At 62.0% G+C, this 16477-nt stretch carries 18 protein-coding genes; 6 read left to right on the top strand and 12 right to left on the bottom strand.

The window, feature by feature from the left end; genetic code table 11:
* Positions 1–16: 16 nt before the first annotated feature.
* Genes GZH79_RS16885 through GZH79_RS16870 form a run of 4 tightly spaced genes read right to left on the bottom strand, consistent with a single transcriptional unit; the run spans position 17 to position 3786 of the window.
* On the bottom strand, positions 17–1222 hold the full coding sequence (locus tag GZH79_RS16885; RefSeq protein ID WP_211644912.1) for a TCR/Tet family MFS transporter: 1206 nt from the start codon (positions 1220–1222) through the stop codon (positions 17–19).
* Position 1223: 1 nt separating this feature from the next.
* Positions 1224–2015 carry a 3-oxoadipate enol-lactonase gene (gene pcaD, locus GZH79_RS16880; RefSeq protein ID WP_211644911.1) on the bottom strand — a complete coding sequence of 264 codons (792 nt, stop codon included), beginning with the start codon at positions 2013–2015 and terminating at the stop codon, positions 1224–1226.
* Positions 2015–2974: a threonine/serine dehydratase gene (locus GZH79_RS16875; protein WP_211644910.1), complete on the bottom strand. Its 960-nt coding sequence runs from the start codon at positions 2972–2974 to the stop codon at positions 2015–2017. The genes pcaD and GZH79_RS16875 overlap by 1 nt, the downstream gene beginning before the upstream one ends.
* Positions 2971–3786 carry an alpha/beta fold hydrolase gene (locus GZH79_RS16870; RefSeq protein WP_211644909.1) on the bottom strand — a complete coding sequence of 272 codons (816 nt, stop codon included), beginning with the start codon at positions 3784–3786 and terminating at the stop codon, positions 2971–2973. The genes GZH79_RS16875 and GZH79_RS16870 overlap by 4 nt, the downstream gene beginning before the upstream one ends.
* 125 nt (positions 3787–3911) lie before the next feature.
* Here GZH79_RS16870 and GZH79_RS16865 point away from each other — a divergent pair, with 125 nt between their 5' ends.
* Positions 3912–4346: a peptidylprolyl isomerase gene (locus tag GZH79_RS16865; protein ID WP_211644908.1), complete on the top strand. Its 435-nt coding sequence runs from the start codon at positions 3912–3914 to the stop codon at positions 4344–4346.
* Here the strand turns inward: GZH79_RS16865 and GZH79_RS16860 are convergent.
* From GZH79_RS16860 to fabA, 4 genes are all read right to left on the bottom strand, one after another.
* A complete protein-coding gene (locus GZH79_RS16860) occupies positions 4343–4756 on the bottom strand; it encodes a VOC family protein (protein ID WP_211644907.1) in 414 nt (137 codons plus the stop codon). The two genes, GZH79_RS16865 and GZH79_RS16860, sit on opposite strands and share 4 nt — an antisense overlap.
* A gap of 82 nt (positions 4757–4838) precedes the next feature.
* Positions 4839–5624, bottom strand: coding sequence for an enoyl-ACP reductase (locus tag GZH79_RS16855; RefSeq protein ID WP_211644906.1), 786 nt, complete (start codon positions 5622–5624; stop codon positions 4839–4841).
* A gap of 4 nt (positions 5625–5628) precedes the next feature.
* Positions 5629–6858, bottom strand: a complete 1230-nt coding sequence (locus GZH79_RS16850) for a beta-ketoacyl synthase N-terminal-like domain-containing protein (protein ID WP_211644905.1) — start codon at positions 6856–6858, stop codon at positions 5629–5631.
* Positions 6859–6982: 124 nt separating this feature from the next.
* Positions 6983–7492, bottom strand: a complete 510-nt coding sequence (fabA, locus tag GZH79_RS16845; protein WP_211644904.1) for a bifunctional 3-hydroxydecanoyl-ACP dehydratase/trans-2-decenoyl-ACP isomerase — start codon at positions 7490–7492, stop codon at positions 6983–6985.
* Between the two features lie 129 nt (positions 7493–7621).
* On the opposite strand from fabA, the gene irrA reads away from it, so the two are divergent.
* Positions 7622–8056, top strand: a complete 435-nt coding sequence (gene irrA, locus GZH79_RS16840; RefSeq protein ID WP_211644903.1) for an iron response transcriptional regulator IrrA — start codon at positions 7622–7624, stop codon at positions 8054–8056.
* 9 nt (positions 8057–8065) lie between these two features.
* On the opposite strand, the gene GZH79_RS16835 is transcribed toward irrA, so the two are convergent.
* The 4 genes from GZH79_RS16835 to GZH79_RS16820 form a co-directional block, all read right to left on the bottom strand.
* The gene (locus GZH79_RS16835; protein WP_211644902.1) at positions 8066–8974 is read right to left on the bottom strand and encodes an FkbM family methyltransferase; all 909 of its coding nucleotides are present in this window, start codon (positions 8972–8974) and stop codon (positions 8066–8068) included.
* A 112-nt stretch (positions 8975–9086) separates the two neighbouring features.
* Positions 9087–9884 carry a lytic murein transglycosylase gene (locus GZH79_RS16830; RefSeq protein WP_211644901.1) on the bottom strand — a complete coding sequence of 266 codons (798 nt, stop codon included), beginning with the start codon at positions 9882–9884 and terminating at the stop codon, positions 9087–9089.
* Between the two features lie 81 nt (positions 9885–9965).
* Positions 9966–11678 carry a methionine--tRNA ligase gene (gene metG, locus GZH79_RS16825; RefSeq protein ID WP_211644900.1) on the bottom strand — a complete coding sequence of 571 codons (1713 nt, stop codon included), beginning with the start codon at positions 11676–11678 and terminating at the stop codon, positions 9966–9968.
* Between the two features lie 68 nt (positions 11679–11746).
* Positions 11747–12991, bottom strand: coding sequence for an MFS transporter (locus GZH79_RS16820; RefSeq protein WP_211644899.1), 1245 nt, complete (start codon positions 12989–12991; stop codon positions 11747–11749).
* A 109-nt stretch (positions 12992–13100) separates the two neighbouring features.
* Here GZH79_RS16820 and GZH79_RS16815 point away from each other — a divergent pair, with 109 nt between their 5' ends.
* Genes GZH79_RS16815 through GZH79_RS16800 form a run of 4 tightly spaced genes read left to right on the top strand, consistent with a single transcriptional unit; the run spans position 13101 to position 16357 of the window.
* Complete coding sequence (locus GZH79_RS16815) at positions 13101–14144, top strand: aldo/keto reductase (RefSeq protein ID WP_211644898.1); 1044 nt, start codon at positions 13101–13103, stop codon at positions 14142–14144.
* 46 nt (positions 14145–14190) lie between these two features.
* Complete coding sequence (locus GZH79_RS16810) at positions 14191–14739, top strand: lipocalin family protein (protein WP_211644897.1); 549 nt, start codon at positions 14191–14193, stop codon at positions 14737–14739.
* Positions 14736–15038 carry a hypothetical protein gene (locus GZH79_RS16805; RefSeq protein WP_211644896.1) on the top strand — a complete coding sequence of 101 codons (303 nt, stop codon included), beginning with the start codon at positions 14736–14738 and terminating at the stop codon, positions 15036–15038. Before GZH79_RS16810 ends, GZH79_RS16805 begins: the two co-directional genes overlap by 4 nt.
* Positions 15038–16357, top strand: coding sequence for a thioesterase family protein (locus tag GZH79_RS16800; protein WP_211644895.1), 1320 nt, complete (start codon positions 15038–15040; stop codon positions 16355–16357). Before GZH79_RS16805 ends, GZH79_RS16800 begins: the two co-directional genes overlap by 1 nt.
* Positions 16358–16477: the final 120 nt, after the last annotated feature.

The raw sequence follows: 16477 nt of genomic DNA, 5'->3' as shown, positions 1-16477 counted from the left end.
GTGCCGACGGGGTCCGTCATGGTAACCGGGGCTGGCGGGACGAGGCCAGCATCAGACCCAAACAGCCCAGCGTCAGCACCGCTGCCAGCAGGAATGGTGCACCCGGCATGTAGATCTGCGCGCCCGGGACGGTGAAGGCATAAAAGGTCTGGGTCATCACGAGTGGCGCAAGAATGGTGGCGACGGCTTGCGTACTGGTCAAAACGCCCTGTAATTCGCCCTGTTGGTTGTCCTGAGCCGTGCGCGACATGATCCCCTGCAAGGCGGGCGCTGCAACAGATCCAAGTGCTGTCAGCGGCGTCAATGCCAGCGCGATCCAGCCGTTGGTCACGAACCCCAGCGCCACGAAGGCGGCAACATCCATCGTCAAACCGGCCAGAACGGCACCCCGGTCACCTAGCCATGCGATAATAGGGCGGATCAGCAGGCCTTGTACCACCGCGATGCCGATGCCGAACATGCCCAGTGACAGGCCCACCATGCCCGGCCCCCAGCCAAAGCGTTCCTGACCGAAGTAAGCCCAGATCGCCGGATAGACGTAAAACGCCACGCCATAGACAAAGGTGACGATCAACAAACGCCTGACGCCGGGCAGCGCCGCGATATGGCGGAACGCGCCGACCGGATTTGCCCTGCGCCAGCTGAACGGGCGGCGAATGCGGTCGGTCACAGTTTCGGGCAGGACGAACCAGCCAAAGATCAGATTTGCCGCCGCCAAAAATGCTGCGGCATAAAACGGCGCGCGTGTTCCGTATTCGGCCAGCACACCGCCCATCAGTGGCCCCAGCACAAAACCCACGCCAAAGGCCGCGCCGATCAGGCCGAAGTTGGCGGATTTTTCCTGTGGGGCGCTGATATCGGCCATATAGGCACCGGCGGTCGATTGGGTCGCGGCTGTGATGCCGCCGATGATCCGTCCGATCACCAGCAGCCAGATCGTGTGCGCCAGTGCCATCAGGATGTAATCCAGCGCCATGACGGCCAGGGCGACCAGCAGAACCGGGCGGCGGCCATAGCGGTCGGATATCGCGCCCAGAAGCGGGCCGAACATGAACTGCATCACCGCAAAAATGGTGGCCAGGATGCCGCCCCAGACGGCGGCGCGTGTAAGGCCCAGTCCTTCGACCTCTTGGATCAGGGCGGGCATGACCGGCAGGATCAACCCGATCCCCATCGCGTCGATCATGATGGTGATCAGGATGAACAGGACCGGCAGGCGCATGTCAAAGCGTGCCGGTGCGGGTCAGGAAATCGGTCAACAGTCTTGCGTAGTCTGCCGGCTGTTCCACACAGGGCAGATGGCCCGCACGGCGGATGACGTGGAAATCCGAACCGGGGATCAGACCCACGGTTTCGCGCACCAGATCGGCGGGTGTCGAGCCGTCATCGGATCCTGCAATCCCCAGTGTCGGCAGGCGCAGGCCGCTGGTGGGCGTCATGAAATCGGTGCCGGAAATGGCGGCGCAGACGCCTGCGTAGCCTTCGGGGTTTTGGTCCAGCAACATCTGCCGCCAAGGTGCGACGGCGGGAGAGTTGCAAAAGGCGGGCGCGAACCAACGCTGCATGATGCCATCGGCCAAGGCTGCCATACCCTGCGCCCGCACGGCGGCAATCCGGTCGTTCCACAGTTTTGGGGTGCCCAGTTTTGCGCCCGTGTTCGACAGCACCAGCGCGCGCACCACGTCCAGCCGCTTGACCGCAAGGCCTTGGGCGATCATCCCGCCGACGGACAGGCCGACGAACACGCAGTCCCGCACAGACAGCGCGTCACAGATGGCTTCGGCATCGCTGATCAAGGCACCCATGCTGTAGGGTGCTGGTGGCACGTCGGACTGACCGTGGCCGCGTTTATCCCACCGGATGTAGCGCGGGCCTTTGGGCAGCAGGTCCATGATCGGGTCCCACAGGTGCAGATCGGTGCCCAGCGAATTGGCAAAAACGATTGTCGGCGCGGATGCGTCCTGCCTGCCATCGACCTGAACGTGCAACTGCACACCATTGTTTTCAATGAACATCACATTTCCCCCAACGCGCGTGTGAACATGGTTTGATCGACATTGCCGCCGGTGGCGATGGCGATGACGGTGTCGGCCTGCGACTGGTAGAGTGCCGCGGCCAACGCGGCAGCGCCCCCCGGTTCGACCACGATCCGCAGCCGTTGAAACGCTTCTGCCATGGCGCGCAGGCAGTCGGTATCGCTGACCGTATAGCCTGAACCGCACAGCCTTTTCAGGATCGGAAAGGTCAGATCACCCGGTTGCGGTGTGACGATGGCGTCGCAGATCGACCCCGTCTGGCTGGGGTTCGATTGAATTTCGCCTGCGGCCAGACTGCGCGCCACATCGTCGAAACCTTCGGGTTCGCAGGGGTGGACACGCATGTCGGGTGCCTCTGCTTCCAGTGCGAGGGCGACGCCGGATGTCAGACCGCCCCCGCCGCAACACACCAGCACCTCTGCCTGTGTCACACCGATGGCGCGCGCCTGTGCCGCGATTTCCAGTCCTGTCGTGCCTTGGCCCGCGATGACTTGGCCGTCGTCATAGGGCCGGATCAGGGTCAGTCCGCGATCCTTTGCGAGTGTGGCGCCAATCTCTTCTCTGCTTTCAGTTTTGCGGTCATACAGCACCACCTCGCCACCCAAGGCGCGGGTGTTGGCGATTTTGATCGCAGGGGCGTTCGACGGCATGATGATGACCGCAGGTGCGCCGTGCATCCGGGCGGCCAGCGCCACGCCTTGCGCGTGATTGCCGGATGAAAACGCGATCACCCCGGATTTGCGTTGCTCATCGTCCAGCGCGGACACAGCCGACCATGCGCCGCGAAACTTGAAACTGCCAGTGTGTTGCAGGCATTCCGCCTTGACCAGAATACGGCGTCCGGTCAGTTCGTCCAGAAATGGCGAGCTGAGCAACGGGGTTTCACGCACATACCCGCGAAGCCGCGTTGCGGCGGCGCGGATCATGTCGATGTTCATCGCATATCCCCCAGCCAGCGGTGCAGGGCGTCCAGCGATTCCGGTTCATCCAGAAACGGCACATGGGCGCGGTCGGGCACCGTGGTGACGATGGCGTCGGGGCGGCGGCGCTGCATTTCGGCCAGCGTGTCGGGCGTCAGCAGATCGGAATTCGCACCCCGGATCACGGCCAGCGGCAGGCCGGCCATCGCATCGAATAGCGGCCAAAGATCTGGCGCGGGCGCTGATCCATCGCCCAACGTGCCTGCCAGCGCGGGATCATAGCGCAGGGTCAATCCATCGGGACCTTCGGCGTAGTGCTGCGCGACTTCTGCCAGCCATCGGTCCATTGGCACGCCCGCGAATCCCGGCAAATGGGCGGCGCGGGCGGCGGCGGCTTCGGCATAGGTTTTCTGCGCCGGGCGCTTGCCGACGTAGGCGCGGATCAGGTTCAGGCCGTCCTCTGCGATGTCGGGGCCGATGTCGTTCAGCGCGACGCCCAGCAAACGATCCTTGGCCGTGGCGGCCAGAAACATTGCGATCATGCCGCCGCGCGACGTGCCCAGCACGGCGGCCTGCGGCAGGTCCAGATGATCCATCAGGGCCAGCACATCGGCGGCTTCGACGGGCACGGTATAGGTGTCGGGTGCGGCCCAGTCGGACTGGCCGCGCCCGCGATAATCCACCCGGATCAGGCGGCAATTCAGATGCGGGGCAACGTGGTCAAAATCCGTTGTGTTGCGCGTCAGGCCGGGCAGGGCCAGCACAGGAAGGCCGGAACCTTCTTCGTGGAAATAGAGTTCGGTTCCATCGGCAGTGGCGAAACGGGGCATCCAGCGGTCCTTGAAAATACGTATGTCACAGGACTGTGCCACGGCGGCGGGGCCAAGGGAAAGCGGTTTGCATCCTATGGCCAGCTTCGATAACCACGATGAAATTTCAAACTGAAAGGCAAGACATGACACAAGCGAAACAAGGCGACACAGTCAAAATTCACTACACCGGCACCCTGTCCGACGGCACGGTCTTTGACAGCTCCGAAGGCCGCGATCCGCTGGAATTCGCTGTCGGTTCCGGTCAGATCATCCCCGGTCTGGACGCGGCCATCACAGGCATGACACCCGGCGACGAAAAGAAGGTCGAGATCCCAGCAGATCAGGCCTACGGCCAAGTCAACGAAGAAGCGCGTCAGGACGTGCCGCGCGCCGATATTCCGGCCGAAATCCCGCTGGAAGAAGGCCTGCAACTGCAAATGCAGACACCACAAGGTCAGGCCGTTCCTGTCACAGTCGTCGGTCTGACCGATGACACGGTGACGCTGGATGCCAACCACCCGCTGGCTGGCAAGGACCTGACATTCGACGTCAAACTGGTCGAAGTCAACGCCGCCTAAGCAGGCTGCGCGTCGACGGCCACGGGGTTCATCCAGAAGGGTTCGAACACGTGGCCGTCGGGGTCGCTGAAACTGCGGCCATACATGAAATCGGGCATATCCTGTGTGGTGCCGTTATCGGTGCCACCATGGGCGGTGGCTGCATTCGTCATTGCCTCAACCTCTGCCCGGCTGTCACACGACAGCGCCACCAGTGATGCGGTCTGCGCGTGGCTGTCAGCGATGGGGCGGGGCGAAAACGCCGCGAATTTTGCATGCGTCAGGATCATCAGGCAGATCGTGTCGGACACCACCACGCAATTTCCGGTTTTATCGGAAAACTGCGGGTTGATGGTGAACCCCAAAGCTTCGTAAAACGCGCGGCTGCGGTTCAGGTCGGTGACGGGCAGGTTCACGAAAATCTGGCGCATGGCGATGTCCCGTCTGGATGTGATCGAGCAGGATTAGCACGGTTTGCCATTCCGGCGATTGACAATCGTCGACTGCGTCCGCCTACAGATTTTCCGCCTGCGGCATCCCCAGCACGTGATACCCGCCATCCACGCGAATGATCTCTCCGGTTGTGCAGGCGCCAGCGTCGGACGCCAGATAGACTGCTGTGCCACCCACCGCTTCCAGTGTGGCGTTGTCGCGCAGGGGGGCGTTTTCGCCGGTATGCTTGAACGTCTTGCGCGCGCCTGCGATGGCGCTGCCCGCCAGCGTTTTCATCGGGCCGGGGCTGATCGCGTTGACCCGGATGCCCTGCGGCCCCAGATCATTCGCAAGATAGCGCACGGACGATTCCAGCGCCGCCTTGGCCACGCCCATGACGTTGTAGTTCGGCGTCACCGCATTGCTGCCCTGATAGGTCAGTGTCAGCAGGGTGCCGCCATCGGGCATCAATTCGGATGCGCGGCGCGCCACGTCGATAAACGAATAGCACGATATCGTCAGCGAGTTCTTGAAGTTGGCGCGGCTGGTGTTGATGATCCGGCCCGTCAGTTCGGATTTGTCCGAATAGGCGATCGCGTGCACCACGAAATCCAGATGGCCCCAGCGGTCGCGGATCATCTGGAATGCGGCGTCCATGCTGTCTTCGTTCGTGACGTCGACATCGACCATCAGATCCGACCCGACGCTGGCGGCCAATGGTTCCAGCCGCTTGCCGAACGCTTCGCCCTGATAGGTGAATGCCAGTTCCGCGCCTGCGTCGGCCATCGCCTTGGCGATGCCCCACGCGATGGACCGTTCATTGGCCACACCCATCACCAGCCCGCGTTTGCCCTGCATCGTGATCATGGCGTCAATCCTTCAACTTTGACAGCAGCATCGACCCGTTGGTGCCGCCGAACCCGAACGAGTTCGTCATCACCGTGTCCAGCGCCGCGTTGTCCACGCGGGTTGTCGCGATTTCTTCGGGCTTCAGCGCAGGGTCCAGATTTTCGACATTGATCGACGGCGCGATAAAGTCGTTTTTCAGCATCAGCAAGCAATAGACGGCTTCCTGAGCGCCGGTCGCGCCCTGGCTGTGGCCGGTCATGGATTTGGTAGAGCTGACGGGCGGTGTCGATCCGTCACCGAACACGCGGCGCACGGCCTCGATCTCTCCGACGTCACCGACGGGTGTGCTGGTGCCATGGGCATTGATATAGCTGATCTTGCGACCGTCTGGCAGGGTTTTCAGCGCACCGCGCATGGCACGTTCGCCGCCTTCGCCGGATGGTGCGACCATGTCGGCACCGTCGGATGTTGCGGCGAAACCGGTGACTTCGGCGTAGATATGCGCGCCGCGCGCCTGTGCGGATTCCAGCGTTTCCAGCACGACCATGGCCCCGCCACCGGCGATGACGAACCCGTCGCGGCCAGCGTCAAAGGCGCGGGATGCCTTGGTCGGGGTGTCGTTATATTTGGACGACATCGCCCCCATGGCGTCGAACAGGCAGGACAGCGTCCAGTCCAGTTCTTCGCCGCCGCCCGCGAACATGATGTCCTGCGTGCCCAGTGCGACCTGCTGGGCCGCCATGCCGATGCAATGCAGCGACGTGGAACACGCACTGGTGATGGAAAAGTTCATGCCCTTGATCTGGTAGGCCGTCGCAAGGTTGGCGCTGACGGTCGAGGACATGGTTTTCGGCACCGCGAACGGCCCGATCCGTTTGGTCGCACCGGTGTTCAGCACGGTCTGGTGGGCGGTCAGCATCGCGGATGTGGACGGACCGCCAGACCCCGCGATCACGCCGGTCATCGGGTTGACGATCTGGTCGTCGGTCAGACCCGCGTCCTTTATCGCCTGTGACATTGCGATGTGGGCATAGGCGGCACCCGGTCCCATGAACCGCAGGGTGCGTTTGTCCACATGGTCGGCCACGTCGAGTTTCAGCGTCCCCGCGATCTGGCTGCGAAACCCGTGTTCGGCCATGTCGGGGCTGGCTTCGATGCCGGACCGTCCGGCCATCAGGCTGTCCAGCACTTCGTCCGCATTGTTTCCGATCGGTGAGACGATGCCCAACCCTGTAATGACGACACGACGCATGGACGTTCCTTCCGGTGATATCGGTTCTGTTTAGAAGACGGGCGGTCACAGGGGCAACCCTGAACCCGCATCATTTAGCTTGCTGCACAACATGCCAAGGGGACGCAGGGGTGCCGCCGTCAGATCAGCTTTCGCTGAGTGCGACCTTCATGTCCTTGACGATGTAAATCACCTCGCCGTCGGCTTCGACGATCCCGTCAGCCACACCCATCGTCAGGCGACGGGTCTGGATCGCCTTGGTGAAATCGATCTTGTAGGTCAGCATCTTGCGATCCGGGCGGACCATGCCGGTCAGTTTGACCTCTCCGACGCCCAAGGCGTAGCCACGCCCCTGCCAGCCGCGCCAGCCCAGATTGAAGCCGGTCAGCTGCCACAAACCATCAAGCCCCAGACAGCCGGGCATGATCGGGTTGCCGGGAAAGTGGCAGTCAAAAAACCACAGGTCCGGTGTGATATCGAATTCCGCAACGACGTGACCTTTGCCATGCGCGCCGCCATCACCGGAGATATCCGTGATCCGGTCCATCATCAGCATCGGTGGCGCGGGCAATTGTGCGTTGCCGGGGCCGAACAGTTCGCCACGTGCACATTTCAGCAGCTCGTCGCGGTCGAAGGATGATGGAAAATCGGCCATGGGCGTCCTTTGCAGGGTGATGTTGTCAATTCTGCGCTATGCCTACCACTTGGTCGCCAGCCCGTGCAAGGCGACCGCGAGGTCGAAAAGTCATTGAACAGACCCGCCCGCATCCCATATGTTGATAATATGAAAGACGTTTCAACGATAACACCAACGCATGTCGACCGTGCAACCGAATGGTTGTCGCGGTCCAGTGTCCGTCCCACGCGCCAGCGTGTGACCTTGGCTGCGCTGTTGATGGGTGATGGCCGTGATCGTCATGTAACCGCTGAAAGCCTGTTCGACGCCGCCAGTGCATCCGACGGCAAGGTGTCGCTGGCCACGGTTTACAACACGCTGCGCGCGTTTTGCGATGCGGGTCTGCTCCGTGAAATCGTTGTGGACGGCGCGAAAAGCTATTTCGACACCGACCTGTGCGACCATCCCCATTTCTATTGGGAAGACACCGCAGAGCTGACGGACGCGCCGCGCGAATCGCTGGATATCCGCAATCTGCCCGCCGCACCCGCAGGCACGCAGGTCGTCGCGGTGGACGTGGTCCTGCGGCTGCGGCGCACCTGACAGACGGTATCAGTCGCGGATATCGCTTTCGTGGATGTACCAATCGTCGAATTTCGACAGTTCCGGCAGACGGCGCACGTAACCTTTTGCCGTCATCAGTTCGAGGATGTGGTCGCGCCGTTCTTCGTGGTTGTGTTCGATGGCGAACAGCCGCACGTGACGCGGGCCGAAATCGAATTTTGCCATGATGTCCATTTCCGACCCTTCGGTGTCGATGGAAATGAAATCGATGACATCGGGCGCGTCGAATTCATCCAGCAGGTCATTCAGGGTGATCGTGTCCACCTTGATCCGTTCCTCAACGCCGCCTTCTTCGAATTCCAGCCCGTCGGATGCGGCGGCAAGCCGGGAAAACATCGGGCGGGCCGCCATCAGGAATTCCATCGTATCCCCGGTCGACGAGTGGACGCATTTATGACTGATATGGCAATTGCGGGCGCGCGCCAAATTTTCGTGAAAACTGGGATTTGGTTCGGCCACGATGCCCGTCCAGTCAAAGTTTCGTTCTAGGATCAGCGAATTGCTCATCGTCGTGCCGTTGGTGGCGCCGAAATCGACAAAATAGCCTTCGCGTTTGCCGTCAAGTTCATACAGGCACCACAGGTCCTGCATCACCTGGCCCTGATAAATCGCGGTATAGGGCAGGGCGAAATCGCGGAAACGCTGCAACGTTTTTCCCGGCTTGCCGGCGTCGGTGCAGACGTAATATTCTAACCCGTCGTCAAATGTGACGGTTTCAGGATCCAGTCTTTCCTTGCGGATGGTGTCACGGCGGTTCTTGAACAGTTTCATCAGATGATTTGCATCGTGTCGTTGCGGCATTTTAAATGGATTGTCCGATTTGTAACGTGTCTTGCTGGGAAGCGTGCCGGGCTTTTGTGCGGTTGCTTCAGCTTCTTTCAATTTTGTTTCTGCCATGTTTGCCTCTGTAGCGTTATTAACAGACCTGCGGTTGCGGGACTCTTTTTTCAGAATCCTCGCAACTGTTGCTGATCAAATCAAGGCAAAACTGATTTCGTTTTGTGGACAATCAGCTTGTGCCGTCGATCCGTGCGGCCATGATGGCAATCGCCTTTTGATAAACGCCCGCAGCGTTCCACTGCTGGATCACCGCAAAGTTGCGCTGCCCTTCCTGATAGCCCTGACCGGCCTGCCAGCCCTTTTGGCGCAGGAAATTGCCCGTGGAATACAGGGCATCGGTCTGGTTGGTCAGATCGACCACGCCGTTGCCGTCGGCATCGACGCCGTAACGGATGACATTGGCGGGCAGGAACTGGGTATGCCCCAATTCCCCGTGCATCGCGCCGACGGTGTTGCCGCTGATCGCACCGCTATCGACCAGTTGCAGGGCTGCCAGCGCGTGCGGGGTAAAGAAATCCGAACGGCGGCAGTCATAGGCCAGCGTGGTGATCGCGCTAAGCACGTTGCTGTCGCCCATGAAATTACCGAACGCCGTTTCCATGCCGTGGATCGCCACAATGACGCTGGCGGGAACGCCGTATTGCGCTTCGAGGTTGGCATAGAATGTCGGGTTGTTCGCGATCTTCTGGCGACCCTGTGCGACGATGGTATCGGCCCCGCGAATCCGCATGAATTCATCCAGACTGTAGCTGAATGATTTCTGGTTGCGGTCGGCGTTGATGGTGCGCTGGGCATAGGATGTGTTGGCCAATGCCGCCAGTCCGCGTTGGCCGATACCAGCCGCTGCCGCTTCTTGGGCGAACTGCTGTTTCCAGGTATTAAATCCGCTGCCGTCGTTGCCGCAGGTGGCTGCGGCAACCGATGTGCCTGCCAGTGCAAAAGAGGTGATGAATGCGAATAGGCGCATGTGAAGGGTCCGATCTGATTAACGTTGTCGAAATACCTAGCACAAAGTCCCTGTTATCCAATATCGGTCCCTTTGACGGCCCTAAGTACGCGTGCCTACAAACTTTTCCGACCACTCCTGACGCTGTTCGTCGGTGATTTTCGTGAACAGGTTTTCGGGCACCGTGAACGCCTGACCGGCGGGCAGTGCGGTCAGTGCTGCGGCGGCATCTGCGGGCCAGTCGGTGTCGGTGACATTCATCGCCTCGGCCATGATCCGAGCCATGTCGGGAATGAACGGGGCGGACAGGATCGCATACAACCGGATCAGGTTCAGACCGTGGCGCACCTGACAGGCTGCCTGATCGGGATCGGTTTTGAACGTGGTCCAGGGCGCGGTGGATTGCAGATATTCATTGCCCGCGACCCAGATCGCGCGCAGCTCTGCCGCCGCCTTGCGGACCTCGATCGCATCCATGTGACGGACATAGGCGTCCATCCGGGTTTGTAATTCGCGGGTCAGCGCCACCTCTGCCGGGCCGGGGGTGCCGCCGGCAGGCACGCTTTCATCGAATTTCGATCGGCAGAATTTGGTGATACGGCTGACAAAGTTGCCTAGCACGTCGGCCAGATCCTTGTTCACGTCCTGCTGGAACGATTCCCACGTGAATTCCGCGTCAGACGATTCAGGCGCATGGGACAACAGCCACCAGCGCCAGACGTCGCCGGGCAGGATATCCAGCGCCTGATCCATGAACACGCCGCGCCCGCGGGAAGTGCTGAACTGGCCGCCGTCGTAATTCAGATAGTTGAACGATTTGATGTAATCGACCAGCTTCCAGTTGTCGTCCGCACCCATGATCGTGGCTGGAAAAGACAGGGTGTGGAACGGCACGTTGTCTTTGCCCATGAACTGGGTATAGCGCACGTCGTCAGCACCTTTGTCGGTGCGCCACCACGATTCCCAGTCGCTGCCTTTGCCTGCGTCGACCCATTCCTGCGCGCAGGCGATGTATTCGATGGGCGCATCGAACCAGACGTAGAACACCTTGCCTTCCATGCCGGGCCAGTCGTCGGCGCCGCGCCGCACGGGAATGCCCCAGTCCAGATCGCGGGTGATGCCCCGGTCCTGCAAGCCGTCGCCGTCGTTCAGCCATTTCTTGGCGATGGATGTCGTCAGCACAGGCCAGTCGGTCTTGCTGTCGATCCAGTCGGCCAGTTTGCCCTTCAGCTTGGATTGTTCCAGATACAGATGTTTTGTCGTCCGCACCTCTAGATCCGTGGCGCCGGAAATGGTTGATCGCGGATTGATCAGATCGGTCGGGTCCAATTGCTTTGTGCAATTATCGCACTGGTCGCCGCGCGCGTCTTCGAACCCGCAGTTGGGGCAGGTGCCTTCGATGTAGCGATCGGGCAGGAAACGCCCGTCGGTCACGGAATAAACCTGTTCTTCGGTGACTTCACGGATCAGGCCCTGATCCGCCAGCCGCCCGGCAAAGCCCTGCGTCAGCGCGTGGTTCTGGGGGCTGGACGACCGTCCGAAATGATCAAAGGACAGGCCAAAACCATCCGCGATCCGCGCCTGCACGTCGTGCATTTCGGCGCAATATTCTGCAACGGGCTTGCCCGCTTTTGCTGCGGCCAGTTCTGCCGGTGTGCCGTGTTCGTCGGTGGCGCATAAAAACAGCACCTCGTGACCGCGCGCGCGCTGGTAGCGGGCAAACAGGTCGGCGGGCAGCTGGCTGCCGACAAGGTTCCCCAGATGCTTGATCCCGTTGATATAGGGAATGGCAGAGGTAATCAGGTGGCGGGCCATGTCACGGGATCCTTGCTTGCGTGTTCCCGCGACTTACCCAGACGGCGGCCCGCTGGCAAGGCGTGGCGCTAGCGGCGTCGGTCCGGCAGCTTGCGGTCGCGGGCCCGGCGCAACAGCCGCCCGATCAGGAATGTGGTGCGTGGGGTGAAAACATACGGCGTGCGCGTGGACGGCGTCGTGCGCCGCCGCATCCGCGCCAGACCGAATACCACCAGCAACAGATGCGCTATGGCAATGGCGGCGAACAGGGCCGCCGGGCCAAATCCCGCGATCAGGGCCGACGCGGTATAGGGTGCGGCGATGGCCCCCACAGCGTAGAAAAACATCAATGCAGCCGACAATTCGACGCGTTGGTCGTCGGTTGCAAAATCATGGGCATGCGCGGCACTGACCGAATAGATCGGAAATGACGTCAGCCCGAACAGGAACGCGCTGGCCATCACGGCCTGCGTCCCGCTTGCTGCCGACAGCACCGTCACAAGACAAGACAGCGCAGACGCCACCGACAGGCCGATCAGCACCCAGCGCCGGTCGTAACGATCGGCCAGCCAACCTGCAGGCCATTGCGCCAGCGCACCACCTGCCACAAAGGCGGCAAGGAATACGCCGATCTGGCGCGCCTCCAACCCGACCTCTTGCCCATAGATCGGGCCGACCATGCGGAACGATGCGCTGGACACCGCCGCCGCCAGCACCCCCGCCACGGCGAGTGGAGAGCAAGCCCAAGCCATCATGGGCCGCAGGCGCGTCGCCTCTGGCGTGTCAGGCGCGCGGGCACGGGTCAGCGCCAGCGGCAACAGCGACGCACAACAGATGATCGTCAGCAGGTTATAGGCGACATAGGTTTCCAGATTGGCCAGTGCGCCGACCATGAACTGCGCAACCAGAGAGGATGAAATATCGACGACGCGGTAGCTGCCCATCGCGCGTCCGCGCGTTTCGTTCGTGACCTTGGCCTGCAACCACGCCTCGATCACCGTGTAGCAGCCCGCGATGCAAAGCCCGGACGCGACCCGAAACAATGCCCACCAATAGGGATTCGTGGTGACAACATGCGCCGCCAGTCCGATCGCCCCCAACGCGGTAAAGATAGCATAGGCGCGGTTGTGCCCGACGCCGCCCATCAGGCGCGGCGCCCACCAGCAGCCGATAAAGAACCCCGCGAAATGTGCTGACCCCAGAAAGCCCACCATTTCCTGTGAAAAGCCCAGCCGCAGGCCTGCCAGCGCATCCAGTGGCCCGACGCCGCCAGAAGAGAACTGCAACAGGCCTGCCGACAAAAACAGGGCCGCAAAGGAAATCAGCATTCGCATGGATCAAGTGATGACCCCGGCGTGGCGTCAGTGCCAGCGCTAATTCTGCCGCGCTTGCGGTCGCGGTGATGAAGGCTAGTGTGCCCGCAATCGCATGGGGAAAGACACGATGGAAAAACTGAACCTTGGCCGCAGTGGGATCACAGTCACCGACTGGTGTTTGGGCACCATGACCTTTGGCACGCACACGCCCGTTGCTGACGCGCACCGCCAGATGGACATGGCGCTGGACGCGGGCATCAACTTTTTGGATTGTGCGGAAATGTATCCGGTCAATCCCGTGGCCAAGGAAACGGTCGGCCAGTCCGAACAGGTGTTGGGCGAATGGTTCGCGCGCACCGGACGGCGCGACGACTGGATCGTTGCGACCAAGATTTCGGGACCCAACGGCGGTTTCGTGCGCGACGGTGCGGGCTATGCCCCCGACAACATCATGGACGGGATCGATGCGTCGTTGCGGCGGCTGCAAACGGATGTGATCGACCTGTATCAGCTGCACTGGCCCGATCGCGGGTCGTATATGTTCCGGCAGAACTGGACCTATGATCCGTCGGGGCAGGACCGCGCCCGGACGCTGGATCACATGCACGGCGTGCTGCGCGCGCTGGGCAACGCAGTGCAGGCGGGCAAGATTCGCGCCATCGGCATGAGCAACGAAAGCGCGTGGGGCATGACCAAATGGTGCGATCTGGCCGAACAGCACGGTTTGCCGCGTATGGCATCCGTGCAGAACGAATATTCCCTGCTGTGTCGCCTGTTCGATACCGACAGCGCCGAAATGGCCGTGAACGAGGACGTGACGCTTTTGTCATTCTCGCCGCTGGCCTGTGGGTTGCTGACAGGCAAATATCAGGGCGGTGCGCGACCGGATGGCAGCCGCATGGCGATCAACGGTGATCTGGGCGGGCGCGATACGCCGCGTGTCTATGACGCGACGCAGGCCTATCTGGACATCGCGGCCCGCCACGATCTGGACCCGGTTCATCTGGCGCTGGCGTGGCAGCGCACACGTCCCTTTGCGATCTCTGCCATCTTCGGTGCGACGACGGCGGACCAACTGGAACGCACGCTGGCGGGACGCGACGTGGTGCTGTCTGACGACGTGCTGGCCGAGATCGACACCGCACATCGCGCCCATCCGATGCCGTATTGATGCGCCCGCCCGTCACCCGCCGCAGCGGACCCCACAGGAGACCGCGATGAAAAGACTGGCCTTGCCACTTCTGGTGCTGGTGGCGTGCGGTGGGTCACCGGACGCGCCTGACGATGCACCGCCTTTGTCATTTCGTGATCGCACGGTGCCCATCGCGTCGGCGGCGCTGTTCCAGACCGAACGTTATCAGGGGACATGGTATGCGGTCGCGGGATTTCCCGGCGTGATCCCCGATGGCTGTCAGGGCCTGACGGCGACCTATGGCGCGGTGCCGGGCGGTGACGGTCTGTCGGTGCAGCACCGCTGCCGGGTGGCCGATGGCGCGGTCGAGGCCCGCGTCACGGGACGGGCGGATGTCGTCGGACCGGGGCGGCTGATTTTGGACGCAGAGGATCTGGGATTTGTGCGCGGCGACTATTGGGTGTTATGGGTTGACGAAGGCTATCGCACGGCGGTGGTCGGTGCGCCTGATGGCCGATCGGGTTGGATTCTGGATCGGTCGCCCGACATTCCCGCCGACCGGCTGGCCGCCGCGCGCGAAGTACTGGATTTCAATGGCTACGATCTGGCCAGACTGACGGAGATGCCGCAATGACGAAATTGATGACCTTGGGCGCGATGGCGCTGTTGGCTGGCTGTGCGGCTGGCGGGATGGGTGGCAGCGGGGCCGGTGGATCGGTGCCGCGCGAATTTCTAGTCATTGGATCGTCGATGTCGTTTGAACAATGTCGTGCGGCTGGTGGCCTGATTATCCGCGATGCAGGCAGCCCGATGACCGCCTGCGATCCATCGGTCAAACGCAATCCGGTCCCGGCAGAGGCATTGAACGATCCGATCAATGATACCGATATGAACGCCGCACTGGAAATGCAGGATCTGGCGCAGGCCCAGTGATGGCGCAACAGGCGGCCGTTCTGGGCGGCGACGCGATCAGCGATAGCTGGGTTGCGCGCTTTGTGCTGATGGGCTGGGATGTTGTGGTCTGTGATCCGGACCCGCAGGCGTCACGGCGTATCGCTGCTGTGATCGACCGCGCCGCGCGGGCGCTTCCCGCGCTCAGTGATGTGGCCATGCCGCGCACCGGGCGCCTGACTATCCATGCCGATCCCGACCGTGCGGTGAGAGGGGCCGATTGGATCGTGGACCAGACGGCAGGCGATCTGCCGACCCGACAGGCGATGCTGGCCCGTGTTCAGTCGCTTTGCCGGCCTGCGGCGATTATCGCGTGTGGCGTGCACGGTTGTACCCTGGCGCAGTTGCAAACGGGCGCGATGCGCCCCGGACAGATTGTGGTGGTGCGGGCCTGCGACCCTGTGTATCTGTTGGCGGTGGTGGAACTGTCCGGTTCTGCTGCGAACAGTTCCGCGACGCTGGACCGCGCGACCAACGATCTGATTGCGTTGGGCATGGCACCGATCCTGACGGCAGACGGGGCTGTGCCCATTGCCGACCACCTGCGCGCCGCCCTGTGGGACAGGGCGCAGGCGCTGGTGCGCGATGGCGCAGCAACCCCGGACCAAATCGACGCCGTCGTCCGCGATGGCCTTGGTCTGGGGTGGGCGCAGGCGGGTCCGTTCGCAGCGGCCCGGACCGCTGAAAATCAGGATGCCGCGCTGCTGCGATTGCGCGACGATGCGCTTGTGACGATGCTGCGCGGGCTCAAAGCGTGCGATCACGGGGCGGGTGTGGCGTTGAACGACCGGGACCGTAGGGTGGATGTGGTGCCGCGCAGCCTTGATCAGGTCGCGGATCTGGCGCAGCCGGTGTTGACGCAATCGCGGGCGGTGCCGCTCGACTGGACAGATTACAACGGCCATATGACCGAAGCGCGTTATCTGCATGCCTTTGGGGATGCGACCGACCGGATGATGCACCTTGTCGGTTGCGATGCCGATTACGTGGCCAGCGGTTACAGCTTTTTCACCGCCGAAACCCATATCCGCCATCTGGACGAGGTGGTCGCGGGCACCGCCATTCACATCGACACGCAAGTACTGGCGGGGGCAGGCAAAAAGATGCACCTGTTCCATCGTATGTGGGCGGGGTCACGTTTGCTGGCCACGGGCGAGCATCTGCTGATCCATGTCAGCCTGACGACGCGACGGGCCTGCGCCCCTGACGCCCGCGTGGCGGGGCCGTTGGACCGGATCGCGGTGGCCCATGCCGATCTGCCCCTGCCCGAAGGCGCTGGCCGGTCTGTCGGACGCAAATAATCCGTCAGTCTGGTTCGATTTAGGGGTCTGCTTTGTGCAGACGGCATCAGTTTTTGGTCGCACAGAACTTTTGGTCGCACAGAACAAAGCGGGGCAGCCGTAGCCGCCCCCGACTGCTTG

The organism is Loktanella sp. SALINAS62 (assembly GCF_018263905.1).
Lineage (GTDB): Bacteria > Pseudomonadota > Alphaproteobacteria > Rhodobacterales > Rhodobacteraceae > Loktanella.
This window is presented reverse-complemented; position numbering and strand designations above follow the sequence as displayed.

Coding starts and splice junctions, on each gene's coding strand:
- GZH79_RS16885 (WP_211644912.1), bottom strand. CDS start 1,222: ATGCGCCTGCCGGTCCTGTTCATCCTGATCACCATCATGATCGACGCG.
- pcaD (WP_211644911.1), bottom strand. CDS start 2,015: ATGTTCATTGAAAACAATGGTGTGCAGTTGCACGTTCAGGTCGATGGC.
- GZH79_RS16875 (WP_211644910.1), bottom strand. CDS start 2,974: ATGAACATCGACATGATCCGCGCCGCCGCAACGCGGCTTCGCGGGTAT.
- GZH79_RS16870 (WP_211644909.1), bottom strand. CDS start 3,786: ATGCCCCGTTTCGCCACTGCCGATGGAACCGAACTCTATTTCCACGAA.
- GZH79_RS16865 (WP_211644908.1), top strand. CDS start 3,912: ATGACACAAGCGAAACAAGGCGACACAGTCAAAATTCACTACACCGGC.
- GZH79_RS16860 (WP_211644907.1), bottom strand. CDS start 4,756: ATGCGCCAGATTTTCGTGAACCTGCCCGTCACCGACCTGAACCGCAGC.
- GZH79_RS16855 (WP_211644906.1), bottom strand. CDS start 5,624: ATGATCACGATGCAGGGCAAACGCGGGCTGGTGATGGGTGTGGCCAAT.
- GZH79_RS16850 (WP_211644905.1), bottom strand. CDS start 6,858: ATGCGTCGTGTCGTCATTACAGGGTTGGGCATCGTCTCACCGATCGGA.
- fabA (WP_211644904.1), bottom strand. CDS start 7,492: ATGGCCGATTTTCCATCATCCTTCGACCGCGACGAGCTGCTGAAATGT.
- irrA (WP_211644903.1), top strand. CDS start 7,622: ATGAAAGACGTTTCAACGATAACACCAACGCATGTCGACCGTGCAACC.
- GZH79_RS16835 (WP_211644902.1), bottom strand. CDS start 8,974: ATGGCAGAAACAAAATTGAAAGAAGCTGAAGCAACCGCACAAAAGCCC.
- GZH79_RS16830 (WP_211644901.1), bottom strand. CDS start 9,884: ATGCGCCTATTCGCATTCATCACCTCTTTTGCACTGGCAGGCACATCG.
- metG (WP_211644900.1), bottom strand. CDS start 11,678: ATGGCCCGCCACCTGATTACCTCTGCCATTCCCTATATCAACGGGATC.
- GZH79_RS16820 (WP_211644899.1), bottom strand. CDS start 12,991: ATGCGAATGCTGATTTCCTTTGCGGCCCTGTTTTTGTCGGCAGGCCTG.
- GZH79_RS16815 (WP_211644898.1), top strand. CDS start 13,101: ATGGAAAAACTGAACCTTGGCCGCAGTGGGATCACAGTCACCGACTGG.
- GZH79_RS16810 (WP_211644897.1), top strand. CDS start 14,191: ATGAAAAGACTGGCCTTGCCACTTCTGGTGCTGGTGGCGTGCGGTGGG.
- GZH79_RS16805 (WP_211644896.1), top strand. CDS start 14,736: ATGACGAAATTGATGACCTTGGGCGCGATGGCGCTGTTGGCTGGCTGT.
- GZH79_RS16800 (WP_211644895.1), top strand. CDS start 15,038: ATGGCGCAACAGGCGGCCGTTCTGGGCGGCGACGCGATCAGCGATAGC.